Annotated in this window: 18 protein-coding genes, 1 tRNA gene, 1 other RNA gene and 1 pseudogene; 18 read left to right on the forward strand and 3 right to left on the reverse strand. The window is 41.5% G+C overall.

Annotated elements, in window-relative coordinates:
* The first annotated feature begins 43 nt into the window (after nucleotides 1-43).
* On the forward strand, nucleotides 44-994 hold the full coding sequence (gene whiA, locus QFZ87_RS06690; protein WP_309859383.1) for a DNA-binding protein WhiA: 951 nt from the start codon (nucleotides 44-46) through the stop codon (nucleotides 992-994).
* Between the two features lie 57 nt (nucleotides 995-1051).
* Nucleotides 1052-1309 (forward strand): HPr family phosphocarrier protein, encoded by a 258-nt coding sequence (locus QFZ87_RS06695; RefSeq protein ID WP_308082548.1) that lies wholly within the window; start codon nucleotides 1052-1054, stop codon nucleotides 1307-1309.
* A gap of 91 nt (nucleotides 1310-1400) precedes the next feature.
* Here QFZ87_RS06695 and clpP read toward each other — a convergent pair whose 3' ends face one another.
* Complete coding sequence (gene clpP / locus QFZ87_RS06700; protein WP_309859388.1) at nucleotides 1401-2006, reverse strand: ATP-dependent Clp endopeptidase proteolytic subunit ClpP; 606 nt, start codon at nucleotides 2004-2006, stop codon at nucleotides 1401-1403.
* Between the two features lie 206 nt (nucleotides 2007-2212).
* Between clpP and QFZ87_RS06705 the strand changes: the two genes are divergently transcribed.
* The 16 genes and pseudogenes from QFZ87_RS06705 (at nucleotide 2213) to QFZ87_RS06780 (ending at nucleotide 19295) form a co-directional block, all read left to right on the forward strand.
* A tRNA-Arg gene (locus QFZ87_RS06705) sits at nucleotides 2213-2284 on the forward strand.
* Between the two features lie 138 nt (nucleotides 2285-2422).
* The gene (gene rpoN, locus QFZ87_RS06710) at nucleotides 2423-3745 is read left to right on the forward strand and encodes an RNA polymerase factor sigma-54 (protein ID WP_309859391.1); all 1323 of its coding nucleotides are present in this window, start codon (nucleotides 2423-2425) and stop codon (nucleotides 3743-3745) included.
* A gap of 72 nt (nucleotides 3746-3817) precedes the next feature.
* Nucleotides 3818-4075, forward strand: coding sequence for a glutaredoxin family protein (locus QFZ87_RS06715; RefSeq protein WP_309859394.1), 258 nt, complete (start codon nucleotides 3818-3820; stop codon nucleotides 4073-4075).
* Between the two features lie 134 nt (nucleotides 4076-4209).
* Nucleotides 4210-5232, forward strand: a complete 1023-nt coding sequence (locus QFZ87_RS06720) for a sugar-binding transcriptional regulator (RefSeq protein WP_309859395.1) — start codon at nucleotides 4210-4212, stop codon at nucleotides 5230-5232.
* A gap of 48 nt (nucleotides 5233-5280) precedes the next feature.
* Nucleotides 5281-6288, forward strand: a complete 1008-nt coding sequence (gene gap, locus QFZ87_RS06725; RefSeq protein ID WP_309859398.1) for a type I glyceraldehyde-3-phosphate dehydrogenase — start codon at nucleotides 5281-5283, stop codon at nucleotides 6286-6288.
* A 154-nt stretch (nucleotides 6289-6442) separates the two neighbouring features.
* Nucleotides 6443-7627: a phosphoglycerate kinase gene (locus QFZ87_RS06730; RefSeq protein ID WP_309859400.1), complete on the forward strand. Its 1185-nt coding sequence runs from the start codon at nucleotides 6443-6445 to the stop codon at nucleotides 7625-7627.
* A gap of 39 nt (nucleotides 7628-7666) precedes the next feature.
* The gene (tpiA, locus tag QFZ87_RS06735; protein ID WP_309859403.1) at nucleotides 7667-8428 is read left to right on the forward strand and encodes a triose-phosphate isomerase; all 762 of its coding nucleotides are present in this window, start codon (nucleotides 7667-7669) and stop codon (nucleotides 8426-8428) included.
* Nucleotides 8421-9953, forward strand: a complete 1533-nt coding sequence (gene gpmI, locus QFZ87_RS06740; RefSeq protein ID WP_309859406.1) for a 2,3-bisphosphoglycerate-independent phosphoglycerate mutase — start codon at nucleotides 8421-8423, stop codon at nucleotides 9951-9953. Before tpiA ends, gpmI begins: the two co-directional genes overlap by 8 nt.
* A 25-nt stretch (nucleotides 9954-9978) precedes the next feature.
* Nucleotides 9979-11277: a phosphopyruvate hydratase gene (eno, locus tag QFZ87_RS06745; protein ID WP_309859409.1), complete on the forward strand. Its 1299-nt coding sequence runs from the start codon at nucleotides 9979-9981 to the stop codon at nucleotides 11275-11277.
* Between the two features lie 110 nt (nucleotides 11278-11387).
* Nucleotides 11388-12305 (forward strand): DUF7916 family protein, encoded by a 918-nt coding sequence (locus QFZ87_RS06750; RefSeq protein ID WP_309859412.1) that lies wholly within the window; start codon nucleotides 11388-11390, stop codon nucleotides 12303-12305.
* Between the two features lie 122 nt (nucleotides 12306-12427).
* The gene (secG, locus tag QFZ87_RS06755) at nucleotides 12428-12661 is read left to right on the forward strand and encodes a preprotein translocase subunit SecG (RefSeq protein WP_307285392.1); all 234 of its coding nucleotides are present in this window, start codon (nucleotides 12428-12430) and stop codon (nucleotides 12659-12661) included.
* A 134-nt stretch (nucleotides 12662-12795) separates the two neighbouring features.
* Nucleotides 12796-13542, forward strand: a complete 747-nt coding sequence (locus QFZ87_RS06760) for an alpha/beta hydrolase (RefSeq protein ID WP_309859418.1) — start codon at nucleotides 12796-12798, stop codon at nucleotides 13540-13542.
* Between the two features lie 72 nt (nucleotides 13543-13614).
* Nucleotides 13615-15948, forward strand: coding sequence for a ribonuclease R (gene rnr, locus QFZ87_RS06765; RefSeq protein WP_396133954.1), 2334 nt, complete (start codon nucleotides 13615-13617; stop codon nucleotides 15946-15948).
* 93 nt (nucleotides 15949-16041) lie between these two features.
* Nucleotides 16042-16510, forward strand: a pseudogene (gene smpB / locus QFZ87_RS06770) (SsrA-binding protein SmpB).
* A 195-nt stretch (nucleotides 16511-16705) separates the two neighbouring features.
* Nucleotides 16706-17040: a transfer-messenger RNA gene (gene ssrA, locus QFZ87_RS06775) on the forward strand.
* A gap of 1004 nt (nucleotides 17041-18044) precedes the next feature.
* Nucleotides 18045-19295 (forward strand): MFS transporter, encoded by a 1251-nt coding sequence (locus tag QFZ87_RS06780; protein WP_396133955.1) that lies wholly within the window; start codon nucleotides 18045-18047, stop codon nucleotides 19293-19295.
* A 43-nt stretch (nucleotides 19296-19338) separates the two neighbouring features.
* Here the strand turns inward: QFZ87_RS06780 and arcC are convergent, their stop codons facing one another.
* Nucleotides 19339-20301: a carbamate kinase gene (gene arcC / locus QFZ87_RS06785; RefSeq protein WP_309859425.1), complete on the reverse strand. Its 963-nt coding sequence runs from the start codon at nucleotides 20299-20301 to the stop codon at nucleotides 19339-19341.
* Nucleotides 20302-20344: 43 nt separating this feature from the next.
* Complete coding sequence (locus tag QFZ87_RS06790) at nucleotides 20345-21835, reverse strand: YfcC family protein (RefSeq protein ID WP_309859427.1); 1491 nt, start codon at nucleotides 21833-21835, stop codon at nucleotides 20345-20347.
* Nucleotides 21836-21856 lie beyond the last annotated feature (21 nt).

Consider the following 21856-nt stretch of genomic DNA (forward strand, 5'->3'; position numbering starts at 1 on the left):
AAGTAAGAAACAAGATCATTATGAGGTTTTAGGGGGTGAGGGGATGTCTTTCGCTTCGGAGACGAAAAAAGAATTAACTAACCTGGAAGTGAAAACATGCTGCATTCAATCTGAGCTATCAGCATTGATCCGCATGAACGGTTCCCTTTCCTTTTCAAATAGGAAGTTAGTTGTTGATATTCAAACCGAAAATGCTGCAATTGCTAGAAGGATTTATACATTATTAAAAAAGAGCTACCAAGTACAGGTGGAACTGCTTGTTCGAAAGAAAATGAGGCTAAAAAAGAACAATGTGTATATTGTGCGTCTGTCAGAACAGGCGAGGGAAATTCTCGAAGATACCAAAATACTCGGGGAAGGATTTACCATTATACATGATATTTCACCGGACCTAATAAAGAAGAAGTGTTGTAAGCGTTCTTATTTACGCGGAGCATTTCTTGCAGGTGGATCAGTCAATAACCCAGAAACATCTTCTTATCATTTGGAAATTTTTTCACTTTATAAAGAGCACAACGACTCTTTATGTGAATTGATGAATATATTTGGTCTTAACAGCAAAACGCTTGAGCGTAAAAAAGGCTATATTACGTATTTAAAAGAGGCGGAGAAAATTACCGAGTTTTTAAATATTATAGGTGCTCATAACGCCTTGCTGCGCTTTGAAGATGTAAGAATCGTAAGAGATATGCGGAATTCGGTCAATCGACTTGTTAACTGTGAAACAGCCAATCTGAATAAAACAATTGGTGCCTCGATCAGGCAGGTGGAGAATATCCGTTTCATTGATCAAACGGTTGGTCTTCAAATTCTACCCGATAAGCTAAGGGAAATTGCGGAGCTCCGTATGCAATATACGGATGTCACCCTGAAGGAATTGGGTGAGATGGTGTCTGGTGGTACCATCAGTAAATCAGGCATTAATCACCGTCTAAGGAAGATCGATGAAATAGCCGAGAAGCTTCGGATGGGAGAAATTGCTTCAAGGGATTAGTAACTGGTTGAAATTGTTTTATGAATATAGAGAATGGACATGAGGAGGAAATGCGCGATGTTGGCAAAAGAAGTAGAAGTTAAATTGAAGACTGGTCTTCAAGCACGACCAGCAGCACTTTTTGTACAAGAAGCAAACCGTTTTTCAGCAGATATTTTTTTAGAGAAAGATGGTAAGAAGGTTAACGCCAAGAGTATTATGGGATTAATGAGCCTTGCTGTTGGCTCAGGCGTCGTGATTAATATTATTGCAGATGGCGACGATGAAGAAAATGCAATCCACTCTTTAACTGATTTTATCCAAAAAGAACAATAATATTGTAAAAGGGTTCGGCTCTCGCTTGGGAGCTGAACCCTTTTTTATTACAAATAAAAAAGCAACCGGCGATTGCCGATTGCTTAAGTTATTATTTCTTTTCTGCAGAATCAGTAGGCTTACGAGTAATGATGCTGTCGATTAGGCCGTATTCTTTTGCTCTTTCAGCAGTCATGAAGTTATCGCGGTCTGTATCTTTTTGAATCACTTCAAGAGGCTGACCAGTGCGCTCTGCTAAAATGCCATTTAATTTTTCACGAAGGAAAAGGATACGCTTGGCTGCGATTTCAATTTCAGTTGCCTGACCTTGAGCACCGCCAAGTGGTTGGTGAATCATAACTTCAGCATTTGGAAGGGCATAACGCTTGCCCTTTGCACCTGCAGCAAGAAGGAATGCACCCATAGAGGCAGCCATACCGATACATACTGTTGAAACATCTGCTTTAATATATTGCATTGTGTCATAAATAGCCATTCCAGATGTGATGCTTCCGCCTGGGCTGTTGATATAAAGGGTAATATCCTTTTCAGGATTTTCAGCTTCAAGGAATAATAATTGGGCAACAATGCTGTTAGCTACATGATCATCGATCGCGCTTCCAAGCATAATAATCCGGTCTTTTAGTAGGCGAGAGTAGATGTCATAGGCTCTTTCACCACGGTTTGTTTGTTCAATTACTGTAGGGATTAAATTCATGTTTCTTCCTCCTTTTGAATAGAAAGGTAAAAATATTATGTATTGTTATCATACACTGGATGGTCAATAAAGGTCAAACGGTTTGACTTAAATTTGTTCGACAGCTTTCCCTAATTCATCATACCCACTTCACATATTTTTAAACCCAATCCCTACTTGCAAATTGCATAGTAATAACATATAATATGTAAGTCGCTAATATATCTGCCCTCGTGGTGCAACGGATAGCACGTAAGATTCCGGTTCTTGAGATGTGGGTTCGATTCCTGCCGAGGGCGTCTAAAAAAGTCTCCTGTTTATTAAAACAGGGGACTTTTTATTTTTTCTAATTAGTACTCTCTCAATTTTAATTGAACCAATTACCAATACACTAAAACTCCTCTATCGTGTAAAATAGGTACCATGGGGGGATCGGAATGAACTTGAAAGCTGGTTTATGGCAGCAGCAAACGTTAAAGTTGGCAATGACACAGGAATTATCTCAGGCAATTGCCTTGCTACAGTATTCGGCTCAGGAGCTAACTGCCTTTTTAGAAGATAAGGTCCTTGAAAATCCCTTGATGCAACTCGAAAGCGGCACGGTCAAGCCAATGAATCCCCTGATTGATCGCAATCGACGGAAACATCAAAAAGAGGAAAAGAATTGGATTGAGCAAATTGCCGAAAAACCATTTTCTCTTGAAGAACACTTACTCTCTCAATTAAAAATAACCAACCTTTCAACAGATCAACTAAAAGTGATACGACATCTCATTCTACATTTGGATGAAAACGGTTACTTTACGGGTCACCTAAATGAAATTGCAGAAAGCTTACTTGTAGAAGAGGAACTAGTAGAAGAATGTCTCGCCGTCATTCAAACATTGGAACCGGCAGGAATTGGTGCAAGAAACCTGCAAGAGTGTCTGTTGATGCAACTATATTATCAAAATCCAACTAACGAACTGGCACAAACAATCCTTACACACCATTTTGTCCCTTTCGCTGAAAAGAAATGGAAACAAATTTCAAGGGAGCTCCAGGTATCACTAAAGGAGATTCAAGATCTATTCGATCAGGTTCAGCTTCTTAATCCAAAACCAGGGGCTTTTCTAAGAGAAGAAATATCATCATATATTATTCCAGATGCCATTGTGGAACGAACGACAGATGGCCTTGAGGTGCGTATGTTTGATGACTCTCTTCCGAGGATTAGCTTTAATGAATCTTATTTCAAAAAATTTAAAGATCAGGATCAGCAGGTCAGCAAATTTCTCCACGATAAGGTTCAGGATTATCAGTGGATTTTAAAGGCCATTGAACAACGGCGAGAGACACTAACAAGAGTCATTTCAAAAATCGTTGAAAAACAAACCGTATGCCTACTTAGAGGGATGCAATATTTAGAGCCGATGACAATGAAGGAAATTGCCAGCGAGCTTGATATTCATGAATCGACCGTTAGCCGAGCAGTAAGGGAAAAATATATCCAAACTCCGTTAGGGACATTTTCCTTAAAATCCTTTTTTACAAGTACTATACAAACTGTTGCAGATGATGAAAGTACTTCATCAACACAGGTGAAGAATGAGATTAGTAATTTAATAGAACAAGAGAATAAAGAAAAGCCACTTTCTGACCAAGATATTGTTGGACTTTTAAAGGAGAACAAGGGAATCGTGGTATCTAGACGGACCATTGCTAAGTATCGCGAACAATTAGGGATTCAATCTTCTTCAAAAAGAAAAAGGTTTAAGTAATATAGTGGATTTCTCCTTTAAACATTGGTATTTTTATAAGGCTAGAACGACAAGATGGAAAGGAATCGACTAATGCAACAAACTACGATTACCCTATATACAAGAAAAAGCTGTCCTTTATGTGATAAAGCGAAGGACACTCTCCTTGAATTAAAAGAGGAATGGAATTTTCACCTCGAAGAAATCGATATTGAAACAAGTGATGAATTAACGGAACGGTACGGACTGATGATTCCGGTGGTTCTCATTGATGGAGAAGAGGCAGGATATGGCTTCGTTAACAAATTTGACATAAGAAATCGTTTACATGAAAAAAAGGCGATTTTATAAGTTGAAATAGGTTTTCACTCCTGTTACAATGAAAAACGTAGTAGGGGTGATTTTTTTTAGAGTAGGTGGGACACAATATGTCTATGGTGGACATTTTACGACCAACTACATAGAATAAAAGGAGCATGAACATCATGCAGTCATTTATCGATATCCAAAAAAAATTAGTACCCGACCTTCTTCAAGTCCTGCAGAAACGTTATTCTATCCTACGATACATAGGTTTTATGCAGCCAGTAGGTAGAAGAAGTTTAGCCGTCAGCTTAGAATTAACCGAAAGAGTCCTTCGTGGTGAAGTTGAATTCCTGAAAGAGCAAAATCTTATTTTTACAAACAATGTGGGAATGAGTTTAACCTCTGAAGGGAAAAATTTACTGGAAGACTTAGAAGGTTTGATGCGTGAGTTAAAGGGTATTGATGTAATGGAATTGGAATTAAAGCACCGGCTTGGCATCAAGAAGGTCATTATCGTCCCTGGCGATAGTGATGAGTCACCGATGGTCAAAGGAGAGCTTGGCAAAGCAAGTGCGATTTGCATGAAAAAGCTTCTAAGCGGGAAAAATATCATCGCTGTTACTGGCGGTTCAACTATGGCTGCTGTTGCAGAAAGATTAACACCTGATTTTTCTAAGAAGGAATTGCTATTTGTCCCTGCTCGAGGCGGAGTTGGTGAAGATGTCCATAACCAGGCGAACACCATTTGCTCGAATATGGCGAAAAATACTGATTCTAAGCATCGTGTTTTCTATGTACCCGATCAGGTCAGTTCAGAAATTTATGAATCCCTCATTAAAGAACCTGATATTCATGATGTATTGCATTTGATTAAATCAGCAAGCATGGTTCTTCATGGTATTGGGGATGCTATCACAATGGCTGAACGACGGAAAACCAACCCTGATATTAAGAAAAAGCTTGAAGATGGGAAGGCAGTCGGGGAAGCATTTGGTTATTATTTTAACGAAGAAGGCGAGATTGTCCACAAGGTATTTACGATTGGACTTCAGCTGGAAGACCTTGCAGCAATCCCACATGTGATTGCAGTTGCAGGCGGGGCCTCAAAGGCGAAAGCCATTAAGGCGTATTTTAAACAAGCACCGGCCTCGACGATACTTATTACCGATGAAGGTGTGGCTAAACGGTTGTTGAAAGGGTAATTCCTTTTAAAAAATATATCTTTTCCCATATAAAAGGAGGAAATTAACATGGCAGTAAAAGTTGGTATTAATGGATTTGGACGTATTGGTCGTAACGTATTCCGTGCGGCATTAAAAAATAGCAATGTAGAAATCGTTGCAATCAATGACTTAACTGATGCAAACATGCTTGCGCATCTTTTAAAATATGATACAGTTCACGGAACTCTTCAAGAAGATGTAACTGTTGACGGTGAATACTTAGTAGTTGGCGGACACAAAGTAAAAGTTATCGCTGAGCGCGACCCTGCACAACTTGGTTGGGGAGACCTTGGTGTTGATGTAGTAGTTGAATCTACTGGCCGTTTCACAAAGCGTGAAGATGCCGCGAAGCACCTTGAAGCAGGCGCAAAAAAAGTTATCATTTCTGCTCCAGCATCTAACGAAGATATCACAATCGTTATGGGTGTTAACGAAGACAAGTACGATGCAGATAACCACCACGTATTATCAAACGCATCTTGTACTACAAACTGCTTAGCTCCATTTGCTAAAGTATTAAACGATACTTTCGGAATCAAGCGCGGTATGATGACAACTGTTCACTCATATACAAATGACCAACAAATCCTTGACTTACCACACAAGGACTACCGTCGTGCACGTGCAGCAGCTGAGAACATGATCCCAACTTCAACTGGTGCTGCAAAAGCAGTTTCTCTAGTTCTTCCTGAATTAAAAGGTAAACTAAACGGTATGGCTATGCGTGTTCCAACTCCAAACGTTTCTGTTGTTGACTTAGTAGCAGAATTAGAAAGAGACGTAACAGCTGAAGAAATTAACAATGCACTGAAAGCAGCTGCAGAAGGTCCTTTAAAAGGAATCTTAGAATACAGCGAACTTCCACTAGTTTCTAGCGACTACAACGGAAGCACTGCTTCTTCTACAATCGATGCTTTATCAACAATGGTTCTTGAAGGAAACATGGTAAAAGTATTATCTTGGTACGATAACGAAGTTGGTTACTCTAACCGCGTTGTTGACCTTTGTGATTACATCGCTGCAAAAGGACTATAATTTTTAACTTGGATATGATTGGCATTCCAGTCATAAACAAATTATAATGTTAAATGGTATTCCAAAGGGGAGCGGGGAGGATTCCCCCTCCTTTTTTTATGAAATTTGAATTTGAAGCATTTTAAAAGCGCCCAAACTAAAGGAGGTCCTTTACATGAACAAAAAAACATTAAAAGATGTAGATGTTAAAGGTAAACGTGTTTTTTGCCGAGTAGATTTTAACGTCCCAATGCAGGATGGGAAAATTACAGACGAAACACGCATTCGTGCAGCATTGCCAACGATCCAGTATTTAATCGAGCAAGGAGCAAAAGTGATTTTGGCAAGCCATTTCGGCCGACCAAAGGGAAAAGTGGTCGAAGAAATGCGCTTAACTCCAGTCGGTATAAGACTATCAGAACTTCTTGGTAAAGACGTGAAAAAAGCAGATGAAGCCTATGGCGATTCTGTTAAAGCGTTAATTGACACAATGGCAGAGGGCGATGTTCTTTTACTAGAAAACGTACGCTTCTACCCTGGTGAAGAAAAGAATGACCCTGAGTTGGCAAAAGCATTTGCGGAGCTTGCTGATGTTTATGTGAACGACGCCTTTGGTGCGGCACACCGTGCGCATGCTTCAACAGAAGGAATTGCTCATAACCTAACAGCTGTTTCAGGCTTCTTAATGGAAAAAGAACTTGAAGTACTTGGTAAAGCACTTTCTAATCCTGAGCGTCCATTTACAGCGATTATTGGTGGGGCAAAGGTTAAGGACAAAATCGGTGTTATTGAGAATCTATTAGAATTAGTCGATAACCTCATCATCGGTGGTGGACTTGCTTATACATTTGTGAAGGCACAAGGCCATGAAGTTGGAAAGTCTCTTCTTGAAGAAGACAAGATTGACCTAGCTAAATCATTCATGGAAAAAGCGAAACAAAAAGGTGTTAACTTCTATATGCCGGTCGATGTGGTAGTAGCTGATGATTTCTCTGCTGATGCTAATTCAAAAGTGGTAGCAATTGAAGAAATCCCTTCAGATTGGGAAGCTCTTGATATTGGACCAAAAACAAGAGAGATTTATGCTGATGTAATCAAAAAATCAAAACTTGTTATTTGGAATGGACCGATGGGTGTATTTGAAATTGACAAATTCGCTGGCGGTACGAAGGCCGTTGCAGAAGCTCTTGCCGAAGCAGAAGGTACATATTCAGTAATTGGCGGTGGAGATTCAGCTGCTGCAGTTGAAAAGTTCGACTTAGCAGATAAAATGAGCCACATTTCTACAGGCGGTGGCGCTTCCCTTGAGTTTATGGAAGGCAAAGCATTGCCAGGCGTCGTTGCGTTAAACGATAAATAATCTTGCTCATTTTTACAACTATGAAAGGATGTGCTTTTAATGCGTAAACCAATCATTGCAGGTAACTGGAAGATGAACAAAACCCTTTCCGAAGCAAGAAGCTTTGCAGAAGAAGTGAAAGGTCTTGTACCTGCTTCAGATAGAATCGATTCTGTTATTTGTGCACCTGCTTTATTTTTACAAAACCTTGTAGAAGTAACAGAAGGTAGCGATGTGAAAATTGGTGCTCAGAACATGCACTTTGAAGAAAACGGAGCGTTTACAGGCGAAATTAGCCCGAAAGCACTTGCGGATCTTGGTGTGAATTATGTCATCATCGGCCACTCAGAACGCCGTGAAATGTTCAACGAAACTGATGAAACAGTGAACAAAAAAGCGCTAGCAGCGTTTAAATACAACTTAACTCCAATCATTTGCTGTGGAGAAACTCTAGAACAGCGTGAAAATGGTGAAACCAACCAATTAGTTGGTGACCAAGTTGCTAAGGCATTAGCAGGTTTAACTGATGAGCAAGTGAAGCAATCCGTGATCGCATACGAACCAATTTGGGCGATTGGAACTGGTAAATCTTCTACTTCAAAGGATGCAAACGATGTGTGTGCACATATCCGTCAAGTGGTTGCACAGCAATTCTCTCAAGATGTTGCAGACGCAGTTAGAATTCAGTACGGCGGTAGCGTGAAGCCGGAAAATATTAAAGAATACATGGCACAGCCTGATATTGATGGTGCATTAGTAGGCGGAGCAAGCCTTGAAGCACAATCATTTTTACAGTTACTGGAGGCAGGCAGTTATGAGTAAATCTCCAGTTGCTCTGATCATCCTAGATGGTTTTGGATGTAGAGGAGAACAAAAAGGAAACGCGGTCGCACAGTCTAAAAAGCCAAACTTTGACCGCCTCTGGAGCACCTATCCACACTCCCATTTAACGGCATCTGGTGAGGCAGTCGGCCTTCCAGAGGGACAAATGGGGAACTCTGAGGTAGGACACTTGAATATCGGTGCAGGACGTATCGTGTACCAAAGCTTAACTCGTGTAAACATTGCCATTCGTGAGGGCGAATTTGAAAAAAATGCTACCTTTACAGGTGCAATGGAGCATGTGAAGAAAAACGGCACTGCCCTACACTTATTCGGCTTACTTTCAGATGGAGGCGTTCATAGCCATATTCAACATATGTTTGCCCTATTGAAGCTAGCAAAAGAAGAAGGCGTTGAAAAAGTTTATATCCATGCTTTCCTTGATGGTCGTGACGTGGGACCAAAAACAGCTGAAAAATATATTCAGCAAACTTTGGATAAAATGAAGGAGTATGGCGTGGGTGAATTCGCAACCATTTCAGGCCGTTACTATTCTATGGACCGTGACAAGCGCTGGGAGCGTGTAGAAAAGTCTTACCGTTCTATGGTGTATGGAGAAGGTCCAGCCTATACAAACCCAATGGATGTTGTAAAGGATTCCTATGAACATGGTATCTTTGATGAATTCGTCATCCCATCCGTAATTACAAAGGAAGATGGACAGCCAGTTGCAACGATTCAGGACAATGATGCGGTTATTTTCTATAACTTCCGTCCGGACCGTGCGATTCAAATTTCTAATACCTTTACGAACGCTGATTTCCGTGCCTTTGACCGCGGACCAAAGCATCCAAAGGATCTATTCTTTGTGTGCTTAACACACTTCAGTGAATCTGTTGATGGATATGTAGCCTTTAAACCAACAAACCTAGACAACACGTTAGGTGAAGTCTTGGCTCAAAATAACTTAAAGCAGCTTCGAATTGCGGAAACAGAAAAATATCCGCACGTGACGTTCTTTATGAGCGGGGGACGCGAAGAGAAGTTCCCTGGCGAAGAGCGGATCTTAATCAACTCTCCAAAGGTTGCAACTTATGACCTTAAGCCAGAAATGAGTGCATATGAAGTAACAGATGCATTGCTCAATGAAATCCAAAATGATAAATTTGATGCGATTCTCTTGAACTTCGCTAACCCAGATATGGTTGGACATTCTGGTATGCTTGAACCAACTATTAAAGCAATTGAAACGGTGGATGAATGTCTAGGGAAAATTGTTGACCTGATCCTTGAAAAAGGTGGTACAGCAATTATTACTGCAGACCATGGTAATGCCGACGAAGTAATCACTTTAGAAGGCGAGCCAATGACTGCTCACACAACTAATCCTGTTCCTGTTATTGTAACAAAGCAAGGTGTGGAGTTACGTGACGGTGGAATCCTTGGAGATCTAGCTCCAACTATGTTAGATTTATTAAAGGTTGAAAAGCCAGCTGAAATGACTGGAACTTCATTAATAAAATAATTTATTTTTTAAGGAGAGAAAAATTATGCCATTTATTGCAGATGTATACGCTCGTGAAGTATTAGACTCCCGTGGTAACCCAACAATCGAAGTAGAAGTATTTACTGAATCAGGTGCGTTTGGACGCGCGTTAGTTCCAAGTGGTGCTTCTACTGGTGAATACGAAGCAGTTGAACTTCGTGACGGTGACAAGTCTCGTTACCTTGGTAAAGGTGTTCAAAAAGCAGTTGACAACGTAAACGAAATTATCGCTCCAATGCTTGTTGGCGAAGAGTACAGCGTACTTGATCAAGTTGGTGTTGACCATGCATTAATCGAACTTGATGGAACAGAAAACAAAGGTAAATTAGGTGCAAACGCAATCCTTGGAGTTTCTATGGCCGTTGCTCACGCTGCAGCTAACTATCTTGATATTCCTTTATACCAATACCTTGGCGGATTCAACTCTAAGCAGCTTCCAGTTCCAATGATGAACATCGTTAATGGTGGAGAGCACGCTGATAACAACGTGGATATTCAAGAATTCATGATCATGCCTGTAGGTGCTCCAAGTTTTAAAGAAGCACTTCGTATGGGCGCTGAAATCTTCCATACATTAAAATCAGTTCTTAAAGCAAAAGGTCTTAACACAGCTGTTGGTGACGAAGGTGGATTTGCTCCAAACCTAGGTTCTAACGAAGAAGCGCTTCAAACAATCGTTGAAGCGATCGAAAAAGCTGGCTACAAGCCTGGCGAAGAAGTTATGTTAGCAATGGATGCTGCATCTTCTGAGTTCTACAACAGAGAAGACGGTAAATACCATCTTTCTGGCGAAGGTGTTGTGAAGACATCTGCTGAAATGGTTGACTGGTATGAAGAGCTTGCTTCTAAATACCCAATCATCTCAATCGAAGACGGTTTAGATGAAAACGACTGGGAAGGTCACAAGCTTTTAACTGAGCGTATTGGTAAAAAAGTTCAATTAGTTGGTGACGACTTATTCGTAACTAACACTAAGAAGCTTTCTGAAGGTATCGAAAAAGGGATCGGTAACTCCATCCTTATCAAAGTTAATCAAATTGGTACACTTACTGAAACTTTCGATGCAATCGAAATGGCTAAGCGTGCAGGTTACACAGCTGTTATTTCTCACCGTTCTGGTGAAACAGAAGATAATACAATTGCTGATATCGCAGTTGCTACAAACGCTGGTCAAATCAAGACTGGTGCACCATCACGTACAGACCGTGTAGCTAAGTACAACCAATTACTTCGTATCGAAGATCAATTAGGTGAAACTAGCCAATACAACGGCCTTAAGTCTTTCTATAACTTAAGCAAGTAATTTTTATATTCAAAGGCACTCCGCATTCCGGGGTGTCTTTTTTCTACCACAAATTGTATATTTGTGGTATTTTTCATATAGGAATGAAAAATGTATGGGGAGTTGATCATTTGAAACGTTTATTAGATTGTACAGCAGCTGATTTTGAAAAAATGACAGGAAGAGAATTGAAGCAAAGTATCCTCGCATCAGAGGGAAGAACGATTGTGGCGGAAGTCATCGGAAGCATTACCCCTTATTATCCTGCCGTGACCAATGCAGAAATGGTTGCCGCATTTGGAGCAGACCTCATCTTATTAAACTTCTTTGATGTCTTAAATCCGACAATGGAGGGATTACCTGAAGTGGTGCCTGACAATATTGTGCGCACCCTGAAAAAACTTGTCGGACGTCCCATTGGTCTTAATTTAGAGCCAGTAGATCTCACTGCGAAGCAGGTTGAAGCTTTAATTGAATTACCTGAAGGAAGATTGGCTACTGAAAAATCATTGCAAAAGGCAAAAGAGCTAGGATTTGATTTTGTCTGCCTGACAGGGAATCCTAAAACAGGTGTATCGAATGCAGAAATTACAAAAGCTATTCAAGTGGCCCGAACCGTTTTCGGCGAAGACGGATTGATTATAGCCGGAAAAATGCATAGTGCGGGTGTTGCTGGTGAGGTAGGCGGCAGCTTGATGTCAACCGAAACCTTGCATTCCTTTATCGAAGCAGGAGCAGACATCATCCTCATTCCATCACCAGGGACAGTGCCAGGCTTTACGATTGAAAGAACAGCCAAGCTAGTTGATAGTGTTCACGAAAAGGGAGCACTTGCGATTTTGACAACAGGAACAAGCCAAGAAGGTTCAGATGAAGCAACCGTTAAACAGATCGCCTTAAATAGTAAAATGGCTGGTGCGGATTTATACCATATCGGCGATGCAGGAGCAGCAGGAATCGCGATCCCAGAAAACATCACAGCCTACTCGATTGTAGTAAGAGGAAAGCGGCATACATACGTCAGAATGGCCTCCTCCATCCTAAGATAGGGGACAGTCCCCCGGCGCTTTAACGCAGCGGGGGACTGTCCCCAGAATTGTATTGTCTAATGGGAAATAATATGGTAAATTTAATATACTGTGAACTGTACGTCTAACAGGAGGTGGCTTACATGCATGCATTGGTCGTAACATTATTAGTTATCGTAAGTATTGGTCTTATTGCGGTTGTTTTACTTCAATCTGGTAAGAGCGCTGGATTATCTGGTGCCATTTCTGGTGGTGCTGAATCCCTATTTGGCAAACAAAAAGCACGTGGAATTGATTTGATCCTACATCGTATCACGATTGTATTATCAGTATTATTCTTCATACTTGCTCTTGCTGTTACTTACTTTAAAATCTAATATAAACACTCAAACCTGGCCACCCAGCCAGGTTTTTTGTTTTATCAGAATAGACAAAGTCGTTTTTCTGGAATGTTCACCACGTCATTGCTTAAACTATATTAAGTGAATTGAAATAAAAGGAGTTTTTTAAAATGAAAGTTGCTTCACCGAAACCATTTACCTTTGAAGGAGGAAAACGAGCGGTATTGCTGCTCCACGGTTTCACCGGTAATTCGGCCGATGTCCGGATGCTGGGACGTTTTTTAGAAAAGAAAGGCTATACCAGCCATGCACCTCACTACAAGGGTCATGGGGTTCCACCTGAGGAGCTCGTACATACTGGACCAAAAGATTGGTGGCAGGATGTCATGGATGGCTATGAATTCTTAAAAAATAAAGGGCATGAGGAAATTGCCGTAGCCGGACTGTCTCTTGGCGGCGTATTTTCCTTGAAATTGGGTTACACTGTACCTATAAAGGGTATTGTACCGATGTGTGCCCCGATGTATATAAAAAGTGAAGAGGTTATGTACGAAGGAATACTCGAGTACGCTCGCGAATTTAAAAAGCGTGAAGGAAAATCAGACGAGCAAATCGAAATGGAAATGGAAGACTTTAAGAAAACTCCGATGAGGACATTAAAGGAGCTCCAGGCATTGATTGCTGATGTTCGCGGAAATGTGGACATGATTTATGCCCCAACCTTCGTCGTTCAGGCACGCCACGACCACATGATTAATACAGACAGTGCAAACATTATTTACAATGAAATTGAGTCAGTTACAAAGGATATTAAATGGTATGAAGAATCTGGACACGTAATAACGTTAGATAAAGAACGTGATCAGCTACATGAAGATGTGTATGCCTTTTTAGAAAAACTCGACTGGCACGATTAATAAAACACCCACAAAGGAGGGATTGGCTTGGAAGATAACATCCAAAAGCATGTTGACCGGCTTTTGCAATATATGAGGGATGAGGCCTACAAACCATTAACAGTCCAGGAGCTTGAAGAAGCATTTGGTATTCAGGATTCTAGTGACTTTAAAGAGTTTGTAAAGGCTCTTGTTCAAATGGAAGAAAAGGGGCTAGTAGTACGCACTCGCAGCAATCGTTATGGTCTGCCGCAAAAAATGAACTTAATTCGCGGTAAACTGATTGGTCATGCGAAAGGATTTGCGTTTGTTACCCCTGATGAACCAGGAATGGATGACATTTTTATTCCGCCAAACGAAACGAATACCGCTATGCATGGAGATACCGTTCTCGCTCGTGTTTCCTCGGAAACATCTGGGCAACGCCGGGAAGGAAGCATTATTCGCATCATTGAACGCGGTGTTCAGCAGGTAGTAGGGACATATGTTGAAAGCAAAAGCTTTGGCTTTGTCATTCCTGATGATAAAAAGTTCGCGAGCGACATCTTTATTCCAAAGTCAGCTTCTAAAGGAGCGGTTGAGGGACATAAGGTAGTCGTTAAGCTTGTTACATATCCTGAAGGGAGAAAAAGTGCTGAAGGTGAAGTCATCACCATTCTCGGTCATAAAAATGACCCAGGCGTGGACATCCTTTCTGTCATACATAAGCACGGACTGCCTATGGCTTTCCCGGACGATGTACTGCAACAAGCAAATGAGGTGCCTGACACCATTGATGAAAGCGAATTAAAGAACCGCCGTGATTTACGGAACGAAACCATTGTTACCATTGATGGGGCCGATGCAAAGGACCTTGATGATGCGGTAACCGTTTCAAAGTTAGAAAACGGTAACTACAAGCTCGGGGTTCATATTGCCGATGTCAGCTATTATGTTAAAGAAGGTACACCAATCGATGTCGAGGCGGAGGACCGGGCGACAAGTGTGTATTTAGTAGACCGCGTAATTCCAATGATCCCGCACCGTTTATCGAATGGAATTTGCTCATTAAATCCAAAAGTAGACCGACTGGTTTTATCCTGTGAGATGGAAATCACATCAGATGGCGCTGTTGTTTCTCACGAGATTTTCCAAAGTGTCATTAAAACAACAGAGCGTATGACCTACTATGATGTGAATATGATTCTTGCGGAACAGGATGAAGAAACAAGGGCAAGATACGAATCGCTTGTCCCAATGTTTGAAATGATGGAAGAGTTGGCCGCCATCCTACGAAACAAACGGATGAACCGAGGCGCCATCGACTTTGATTTTAAAGAATCAAAGGTGCTGGTGGATGATGAAGGAAAACCGACTGACGTCGTCCTTCGTGAGCGTTCAGTAGCTGAGCGTCTAATTGAAGAGTTTATGTTAGCTGCCAATGAAACGGTAGCGGAGCACTTCCACTGGATGGAAGTACCGTTTATTTACCGTATTCACGAGGATCCGAAGGAAGATAAGCTCAGGAAATTTTTCGAGTTTATCACGAACTTTGGTTACATCGTAAAAGGGACAGCCAACGATGTTCACCCTAGAGCTCTTCAAGAAATCATTGAAGAAGTTCAAGGAAAGCCGGAAGAAATGGTTGTTTCGACCGTTATGCTACGTTCGATGCAACAGGCAAAATATAATCCAGAAAGCCTGGGACATTTCGGATTATCAACGGAATTTTACACCCATTTCACGTCGCCGATTCGTCGTTATCCGGATACCATTGTCCACCGCTTAATTCGTACCTATTTAATTGAAGGAAAGCTCGATGAAAGGACAAGGGAAAAGTGGAATGCCCGCTTACCTGAAATTGCCGATCATTCTTCAAAAATGGAGCGTCGGGCTGTGGATGCCGAGCGTGAAACGGATGAGTTGAAGAAAGCGGAATATATGGAAGATAAAATTGGCGAAGAATATGACGGTATTATTAGTTCTGTCACGAACTTTGGTATGTTCGTCGAACTACAAAATACGATAGAAGGTCTCGTTCATGTCAGCTATATGACTGACGACTATTATCGTTTTGATGAGCGCCATTATGCGATGATCGGTGAACGGACAGGAAAAGTGTTCCGAATTGGTGATGAAATTACCGTTCGAGTCGTTAAAGTCAATAAAGACGAGCGTTCGATTGATTTTGAAATTGTCGGCATGAAGGGTACCCGCAGAGAGCGGACAGAGGCACCGAAAGTTTTCAAAACGGGTAGTGATACGAAAAAGCCGCGCCGAAACAAGCAGCAAGAAGGCAGTGGTGGCGGTGGCCGTAATCGAGACCGCAATAAGTCGGAAGCTGGTGGCGGCACTGGCACTGGCACCGGGCAGGGTCAAAAGAAGAAGAAACGCAAGTTTTACGACAACGTACCAAAATCGAAGAGTACAAAACGAAAAAATAAATAATCGCGGAAAGGGAGCCTTAAGTACGAGGCTCTCTTTCAATTGTAGTAGTTTGTCTGTTCTGTTAAAATGAATGGTAAGACGAGGTGAAAAACGATGCCAAAAGGTGAAGGGAAGGTAGTCGCGCAAAACAAAAAGGGCTTACCATGACTACTTTATCGAAGAAACATATGAAGCGGGTATTGTTCTACAGGGAACAGAGATTAAATCCATTCGTGCGGGAAAAGTGAATCTCAAGGATGCTTATGCTAGAATTCAAAATGGTGAAGCTATTCTTTTTGGAATGCACGTCAGCCCCTATGAACAAGGAAATATTTTTAATCATGACCCATTAAGAACACGTAAGCTATTACTTCACAGACGTGAAATCAATAAGCTGATTGGGGAAACGAAAGAGGCAGGTTATGCCTTAGTTCCATTGAAACTTTATTTAAAAAATGGTTTCTGTAAGGTTTTATTAGGGTTAGCAAAGGGTAAGAAGAATTATGATAAGCGTGAAGTGTTAAAGCAAAAAGAGGCGAAGCGTGAAATTGAACGAGCATTCCGCGATCGTCAGAAGATGTAAGGTGTGTCAGGTTGATTTATCGAATTGGAAAATAACTTACAGATACTTACAATTGAAAAATGATGTAAGTGTGTTATAATAAGTTTGTCGCTAAGTGATGCGACATTAACTTTTGCTCTTACAAACGTTCGAGCAATCCTAACGTCTGATGCTAAATCTTTAAGTAGATTTCAGCTCATTTTATAATGGGGACGCTACGGATTCGACAGGGGTAGTTTGAGCTTAGGTTGCGAGTCGAGGGGATCGGCCTCGTTAAAACGTCAAAGCCATAACTGGCAAAACTAACAACAACTTCGCTTTCGCAGCTTAATACTGCATAGCGGTTCCTCCCTCCATTGCCCATGTGGTAGGGTAAGGGACTCACTCTAAGTGGGCTACGCCGGATTCCACCGCCTGAGGATGAAGGAAGAGAACAACCAGGCTAGCTGACCGGACGCCGGTCGATAGGCAAATGGATCAGTGAAACGCCAATATATCGACTACACTCGTAGATGCTTAAGTGCCGATATCTTTGGACGCGGGTTCGATTAGTAATTAGTCGCCTTATGTGGTAACACATAAGTGAAAATTCGGCTTTATCGGTGAAACCTAAGTCGCATGTTTGCGATAGGGCAATGCCGAGCGGTATGTGGAGCAATCCAACAGCCGTGTATCGACTTATAGGCTGCCATGCTTAAATGGTAGTACTAGGATGCGAAATCCATACCTTGAAGAGGTAAATTTATGTTTCGCATAAGACGCCGAGGGACCTGTTAAGGCAGGTTCAAGATATAGTCAGTGCCATGACGAAAGCATGGAAGAGCACGTCCCGCCGTCTCCACCATACATAGGTGGATAACAAGACTAGCAGAAATGCTGGTCTTTTTTATTTTGTCTTTTTTTAATAAGCTGTGTTAAACAAATTGTTGATTTTCGAGTAGGTATGAGAATAATAGGCGGAGAATTTCCGGCTAATGTATATAGAGGTAGCTTAAGAAGCACATATAAGCGGAAAAATTCCGGTTAACTACTCTAAATACGAGAGAATCCAAAGATTTGGATACAATAACCGGAAAAACTCCCCTTATGTTTAAGGAAATATGGGTATTTCCCAAAATAAACGGAATTTTTCCGTTTATTTTTTAAACACAGTGAAATCAACATTCAGTTAAAACAGAGCCAAAAAAATAAAATAAGGATACTATTGCACGTCATGTCGAAAAAAGCTGAGAACAGTAACTAGTGATGATGAGATAAGCCCAGAGAGGTCACTCCAAACAAAAAATACTATCACTTGATTTATACCATCAAATCCTATACAATCAACTTACCAAAAAGCGGAAAGGGTGACCTTGAAACGATGATCTTTTAATCCTATTGTAGATGAAAAAACTCGTTATCAAATACGATTATTTTTTCTGGATAGGATTAGTCTGTACTTTTATACAAGTCGGAAAGATCATACTTCCCCATCAATCAGGGGATAGAATGTCACTCGAATATTGTATAGTACTGCCTCCTGTCCAGAATTTATACAGGAGGTTTTTATATGGATTTGACCAATAACGAAGTCACACCAGCATCACCAGGAAACTTATTCCGAAACAGAGTATTTTTAGCCATCATCATGTCTGGATTATTCCTGCAAGTAGGGATTTGGGTCCGGAACTTTGCCGTTTTACTTTTTGTTATGGATCAGACAAATGGGGATGCATTTGCTGTTTCCATGATTTCAGTCGCTGAATTTGCACCTATCTTCATCTTTTCCTTTATCGGTGGAACCTTTGCGGATCGCTGGGCACCGAAAAAAACGATGGTGTGGTGTGATATTTTAAGTGCTGTATCAATATTTGTTGTACTGTTTACTCTAGTATTTGGCACATGGAAAGTAGTGTTTTTCGCAACCTTAGTTTCAGCCATTCTCTCGCAATTCTCCCAGCCATCAGGGATGAAATTGTTTAAAATGCATTTGTCAGAAAACCAAGTCCAAGCGGCAATGTCGGTATATCAAACGGTTTTCGCTCTTTTCATGGTATTAGGACCGATTATTGGTACATTCGTCTTTCAATCGTTTGGAATTGACGTCAGTATCGCTGTTACTGGTGTTGCATTCTTGCTTTCAGCAGGGGCACTTGCTTTCCTTCCTAAAGATCGTCCAATGGAGGAGGCAGGAGAGTCTACCTTGCTACAAGAGATGAAAAGTGGAATAAAGTATGTTTTAGGAAAAAGAGAATTAAGTCTATTAGGGCTGTGCTTTATGGCTGCAGGACTTGGAGTAGGATTTATTAATCCTCTAAACATTTTTCTTGTCACTGAACAATTAGACCTCCCTAAAGAGAACCTACAGTGGCTGCTTATGGTCAATGGAGTCGGAATGATATTGGGCGGTGCTTGCGCCATGATATTTGCCAAAAATGTTCCTCCACAAAGACTGCTTGTGTTTGGAATGCTCGTTAATGGTTTAGGTATTGCTGTGATGGGATTTTCAACAAATCTGTGGATTACCTTAATTGCAGAGTTTTTTAGTGGTCTCATGATGCCGTGCATTCAAATTGGAATCAACACCTTGATCTTACAAAATACAGAAGAAGCCTTTATCGGCCGGGTAAACGGAATTTTAAGTCCATTATTCGCAGGATCAATGGTCATAACAATGAGTCTCGCGGGAGTTCTAAAAGAGCAATTTTCCTTAGTGACAACGTTTGAAATGTCAGCCGTCTTGTTTATTATCGGGGTAGTAGTGATTTTACCGATTTACAACCAGAAAGTGCAGTCAAAGCCTGATATCATTCAATCTACCGATTAAAAGTAAACCCTCTTTGAACCGGCTTCAAAGAGGGTTTTTCCTATTATGCCAACACTTCCGCACCAAGCAAACTCACTACAGTTCCGGCCTTGCCTTCCAAAGCATGAAACGCCTGATCCAATGAAGTGATAATCGTTTTGCGCTCAGGACTTGTTGCCGCAAAATTAATTGCAGCCTCTACCTTTGGCAGCATGCTCCCAGGAGCAAAATGACCTTTTTCTATAAAAGCCTTTAATTCAGCAATACTCACGTCCTCTAATTTCCGCTGGGTTGGTTTGTTAAAATCAATGTACACATTGTCAACCGCAGTTAAAATGATTAACGCATCGGCCTCTACCAGCTCAGCCAATTTTTGCGAAGCAAAATCTTTGTCGATTACCGCTTCAATTCCGATTAACCCGTGTTCTGTTTCTAAAACAGGAATACCGCCGCCGCCAACCGATATCACAATGTTGCCCTCTTCAACAAGTGAATTAATGACCCGATGCTCTAAAATACTCACGGGCATCGGTGAAGGAACCACCCGTCTCCAGCCACGTCCTGCATCTTCTTTAAAACAGGTATTCGTTAACTCCATGATTTCCTTCGCTTCATCTTCCCTATAGAAAGGTCCGATCGGCTTCGTCGGATTGAGAAACGCAGGATCCTGTTTATCCACGGCTACCCTTGTTACAACAGTGACGACATTTTTATCAATTCCGCGCTCCTTCAACACTTTATCCATCGCATTCTGCATCCAGTAGCCAATCATCCCTTGGCTCATTGCACCACATGTATCGAGCGGCATCGCCGGATTTTTCATCGAATCAGCAGCTTTTTGCTGAAGGAGAATATTACCAACCTGTGGACCGTTGCCGTGGGAAATAATAATATCAATTCCATTTTCAATAAAATGAACCAGCTGTCGTGCGGTTTTTTCTAATGCTAATTGCTGCGCTTCTGCGGTTGCGTCCCCTGATTGAATGGCATTCCCGCCTAGCGCAATCACCACTTTTTGCTTTGTCATGATCAAACCCCTCTTCTTTTTGAAAAATGGCCCTTATAAACGATTAACTCATCATGGTGGCAATACTCAAAATCACCATCACAATTACAGAAAGTGACAAAACTAATTTCCACACATGTTTGAGGTAGGTGCTATATGGAACCCTTGCAATCGCAAGTGCACCCATAATTACTGCACTTGTAGGTGTTAATAAATTGACCACCCCTGACGCACTTTGGTACGCCGTAATCACTAAATGTCTGCCAACTCCGGCGAAATCAGCCAACGGAGCCATAATCGGCATCGATAAAGTGGCGAGACCGGAAGTCGATGGCACAAGAAAGGAAAGCGGCAAATAGAACAAGAATGATAGATTGGTGAAAAGGACAGAGCCCATGTTATCCAGCACTCCCTCGCCCCAATGAAGCACGGTCGCAGTCATACCACCAGCATCCATGACAACGGTAATTCCGCGAGAGATGCCAATGATGAGGGCAACGCCTAACAAATCTCTCGCCCCATTCACAAACGTGCTAGTAAACTCAGATTCTTTCATTCTATAAATAAAAGCAATAATGATGGAGGAGGTTAGGAATAACATCGTTAACTCGCCAAACCACCAGTCGCCAAGCGGAAGGATCCCGCCGAGTAATTTCCTAATGAATGGAATTTTTGCTACAGCCTTAGTGAAATCTTCGAAAATAGTAATATTAAATTTATAAGCCCAAGGAATTACCCCTAAAATCATGACAACAAAGGTTAAACCAAACACCGTAAGCACTGCCTTATGACGGCCAGTAAATGTTACTTCTTCTGTTTTCTGTGATAAAAAGTGCTGTTCATTTTCTGTTTTCATCTGGGCAATCAATGATTTAGATGGGTCTGCCTTTACTTTTTTTGCATAACGCATGACGAAAATGATTGTGAAAATAAGCGTGACTGCAAGGATGATGAGGCGAAGTCCCATCCCATCTCCAATTGATATTCCGGCAAATCCAGAAGCGATGCCCGTAGCAAACGGGTTAACGGTGGATCCTAAACAACCAACCCCTGCACCAAGGGCGATAATCGAGACAGCGGTTAAAGCGTCATAGCCGGCTGCTATTAGTACTGGAATGAGGATGGGGTAAAACGCGATGGTTTCCTCTGCCATTCCGTAGGTGGAACCACCAATTGCGAATAGAACCATAAGGATCGGAATCAGCCACTGCTCTCGCCCCTTTAGCTTTCGTATGACCCGAGTAATCCCGGCGTCAATCGCACCCGTCTTCATCACCACTCCTAAGAAACCGCCAATCACTAAAACGAACAATGCAATATCCTTCGCATCGAAAAAGCCGTTGATCGGTGCATTTAAAACCTCCCACACCCCTTGAGGTGTCTGTTCGTCACTTGGCAGCTGCTGGTAGGTTCCGGAGACAGGAATTTCTTTTTCCGTTGCTTTATCCACTTTTGTATCATAATGTCCACCTGGAATGATCCAGGTGAAGGCAGCAATTACAACAATAATCAAGAATAATAACGTATATGCGGTAGGCATCTTGAACTTTTTCATGAGTATTCCTCCATTAGTCAA

Source organism: Bacillus sp. SLBN-46 (assembly GCF_031453555.1).
Classification (GTDB): domain Bacteria; phylum Bacillota; class Bacilli; order Bacillales; family Cytobacillaceae; genus Neobacillus.

Bases quoted from the DNA above. Each gene is read 5' to 3' on its own strand.
- rpoN (WP_309859391.1), top strand. From the start codon at position 2,423: ATGAACTTGAAAGCTGGTTTATGGCAGCAGCAAACGTTAAAGTTGGCA.
- whiA (WP_309859383.1), top strand. From the start codon at position 44: ATGTCTTTCGCTTCGGAGACGAAAAAAGAATTAACTAACCTGGAAGTG.
- QFZ87_RS06730 (WP_309859400.1), top strand. From the start codon at position 6,443: ATGAACAAAAAAACATTAAAAGATGTAGATGTTAAAGGTAAACGTGTT.
- QFZ87_RS06760 (WP_309859418.1), top strand. From the start codon at position 12,796: ATGAAAGTTGCTTCACCGAAACCATTTACCTTTGAAGGAGGAAAACGA.
- eno (WP_309859409.1), top strand. From the start codon at position 9,979: ATGCCATTTATTGCAGATGTATACGCTCGTGAAGTATTAGACTCCCGT.
- QFZ87_RS06715 (WP_309859394.1), top strand. From the start codon at position 3,818: ATGCAACAAACTACGATTACCCTATATACAAGAAAAAGCTGTCCTTTA.
- gap (WP_309859398.1), top strand. From the start codon at position 5,281: ATGGCAGTAAAAGTTGGTATTAATGGATTTGGACGTATTGGTCGTAAC.
- rnr (WP_396133954.1), top strand. From the start codon at position 13,615: ATGAGGGATGAGGCCTACAAACCATTAACAGTCCAGGAGCTTGAAGAA.
- clpP (WP_309859388.1), bottom strand. From the start codon at position 2,006: ATGAATTTAATCCCTACAGTAATTGAACAAACAAACCGTGGTGAAAGA.
- QFZ87_RS06790 (WP_309859427.1), bottom strand. From the start codon at position 21,835: ATGAAAAAGTTCAAGATGCCTACCGCATATACGTTATTATTCTTGATT.
- tpiA (WP_309859403.1), top strand. From the start codon at position 7,667: ATGCGTAAACCAATCATTGCAGGTAACTGGAAGATGAACAAAACCCTT.
- gpmI (WP_309859406.1), top strand. From the start codon at position 8,421: ATGAGTAAATCTCCAGTTGCTCTGATCATCCTAGATGGTTTTGGATGT.
- QFZ87_RS06695 (WP_308082548.1), top strand. From the start codon at position 1,052: ATGTTGGCAAAAGAAGTAGAAGTTAAATTGAAGACTGGTCTTCAAGCA.
- QFZ87_RS06720 (WP_309859395.1), top strand. From the start codon at position 4,210: ATGCAGTCATTTATCGATATCCAAAAAAAATTAGTACCCGACCTTCTT.
- secG (WP_307285392.1), top strand. From the start codon at position 12,428: ATGCATGCATTGGTCGTAACATTATTAGTTATCGTAAGTATTGGTCTT.
- arcC (WP_309859425.1), bottom strand. From the start codon at position 20,301: ATGACAAAGCAAAAAGTGGTGATTGCGCTAGGCGGGAATGCCATTCAA.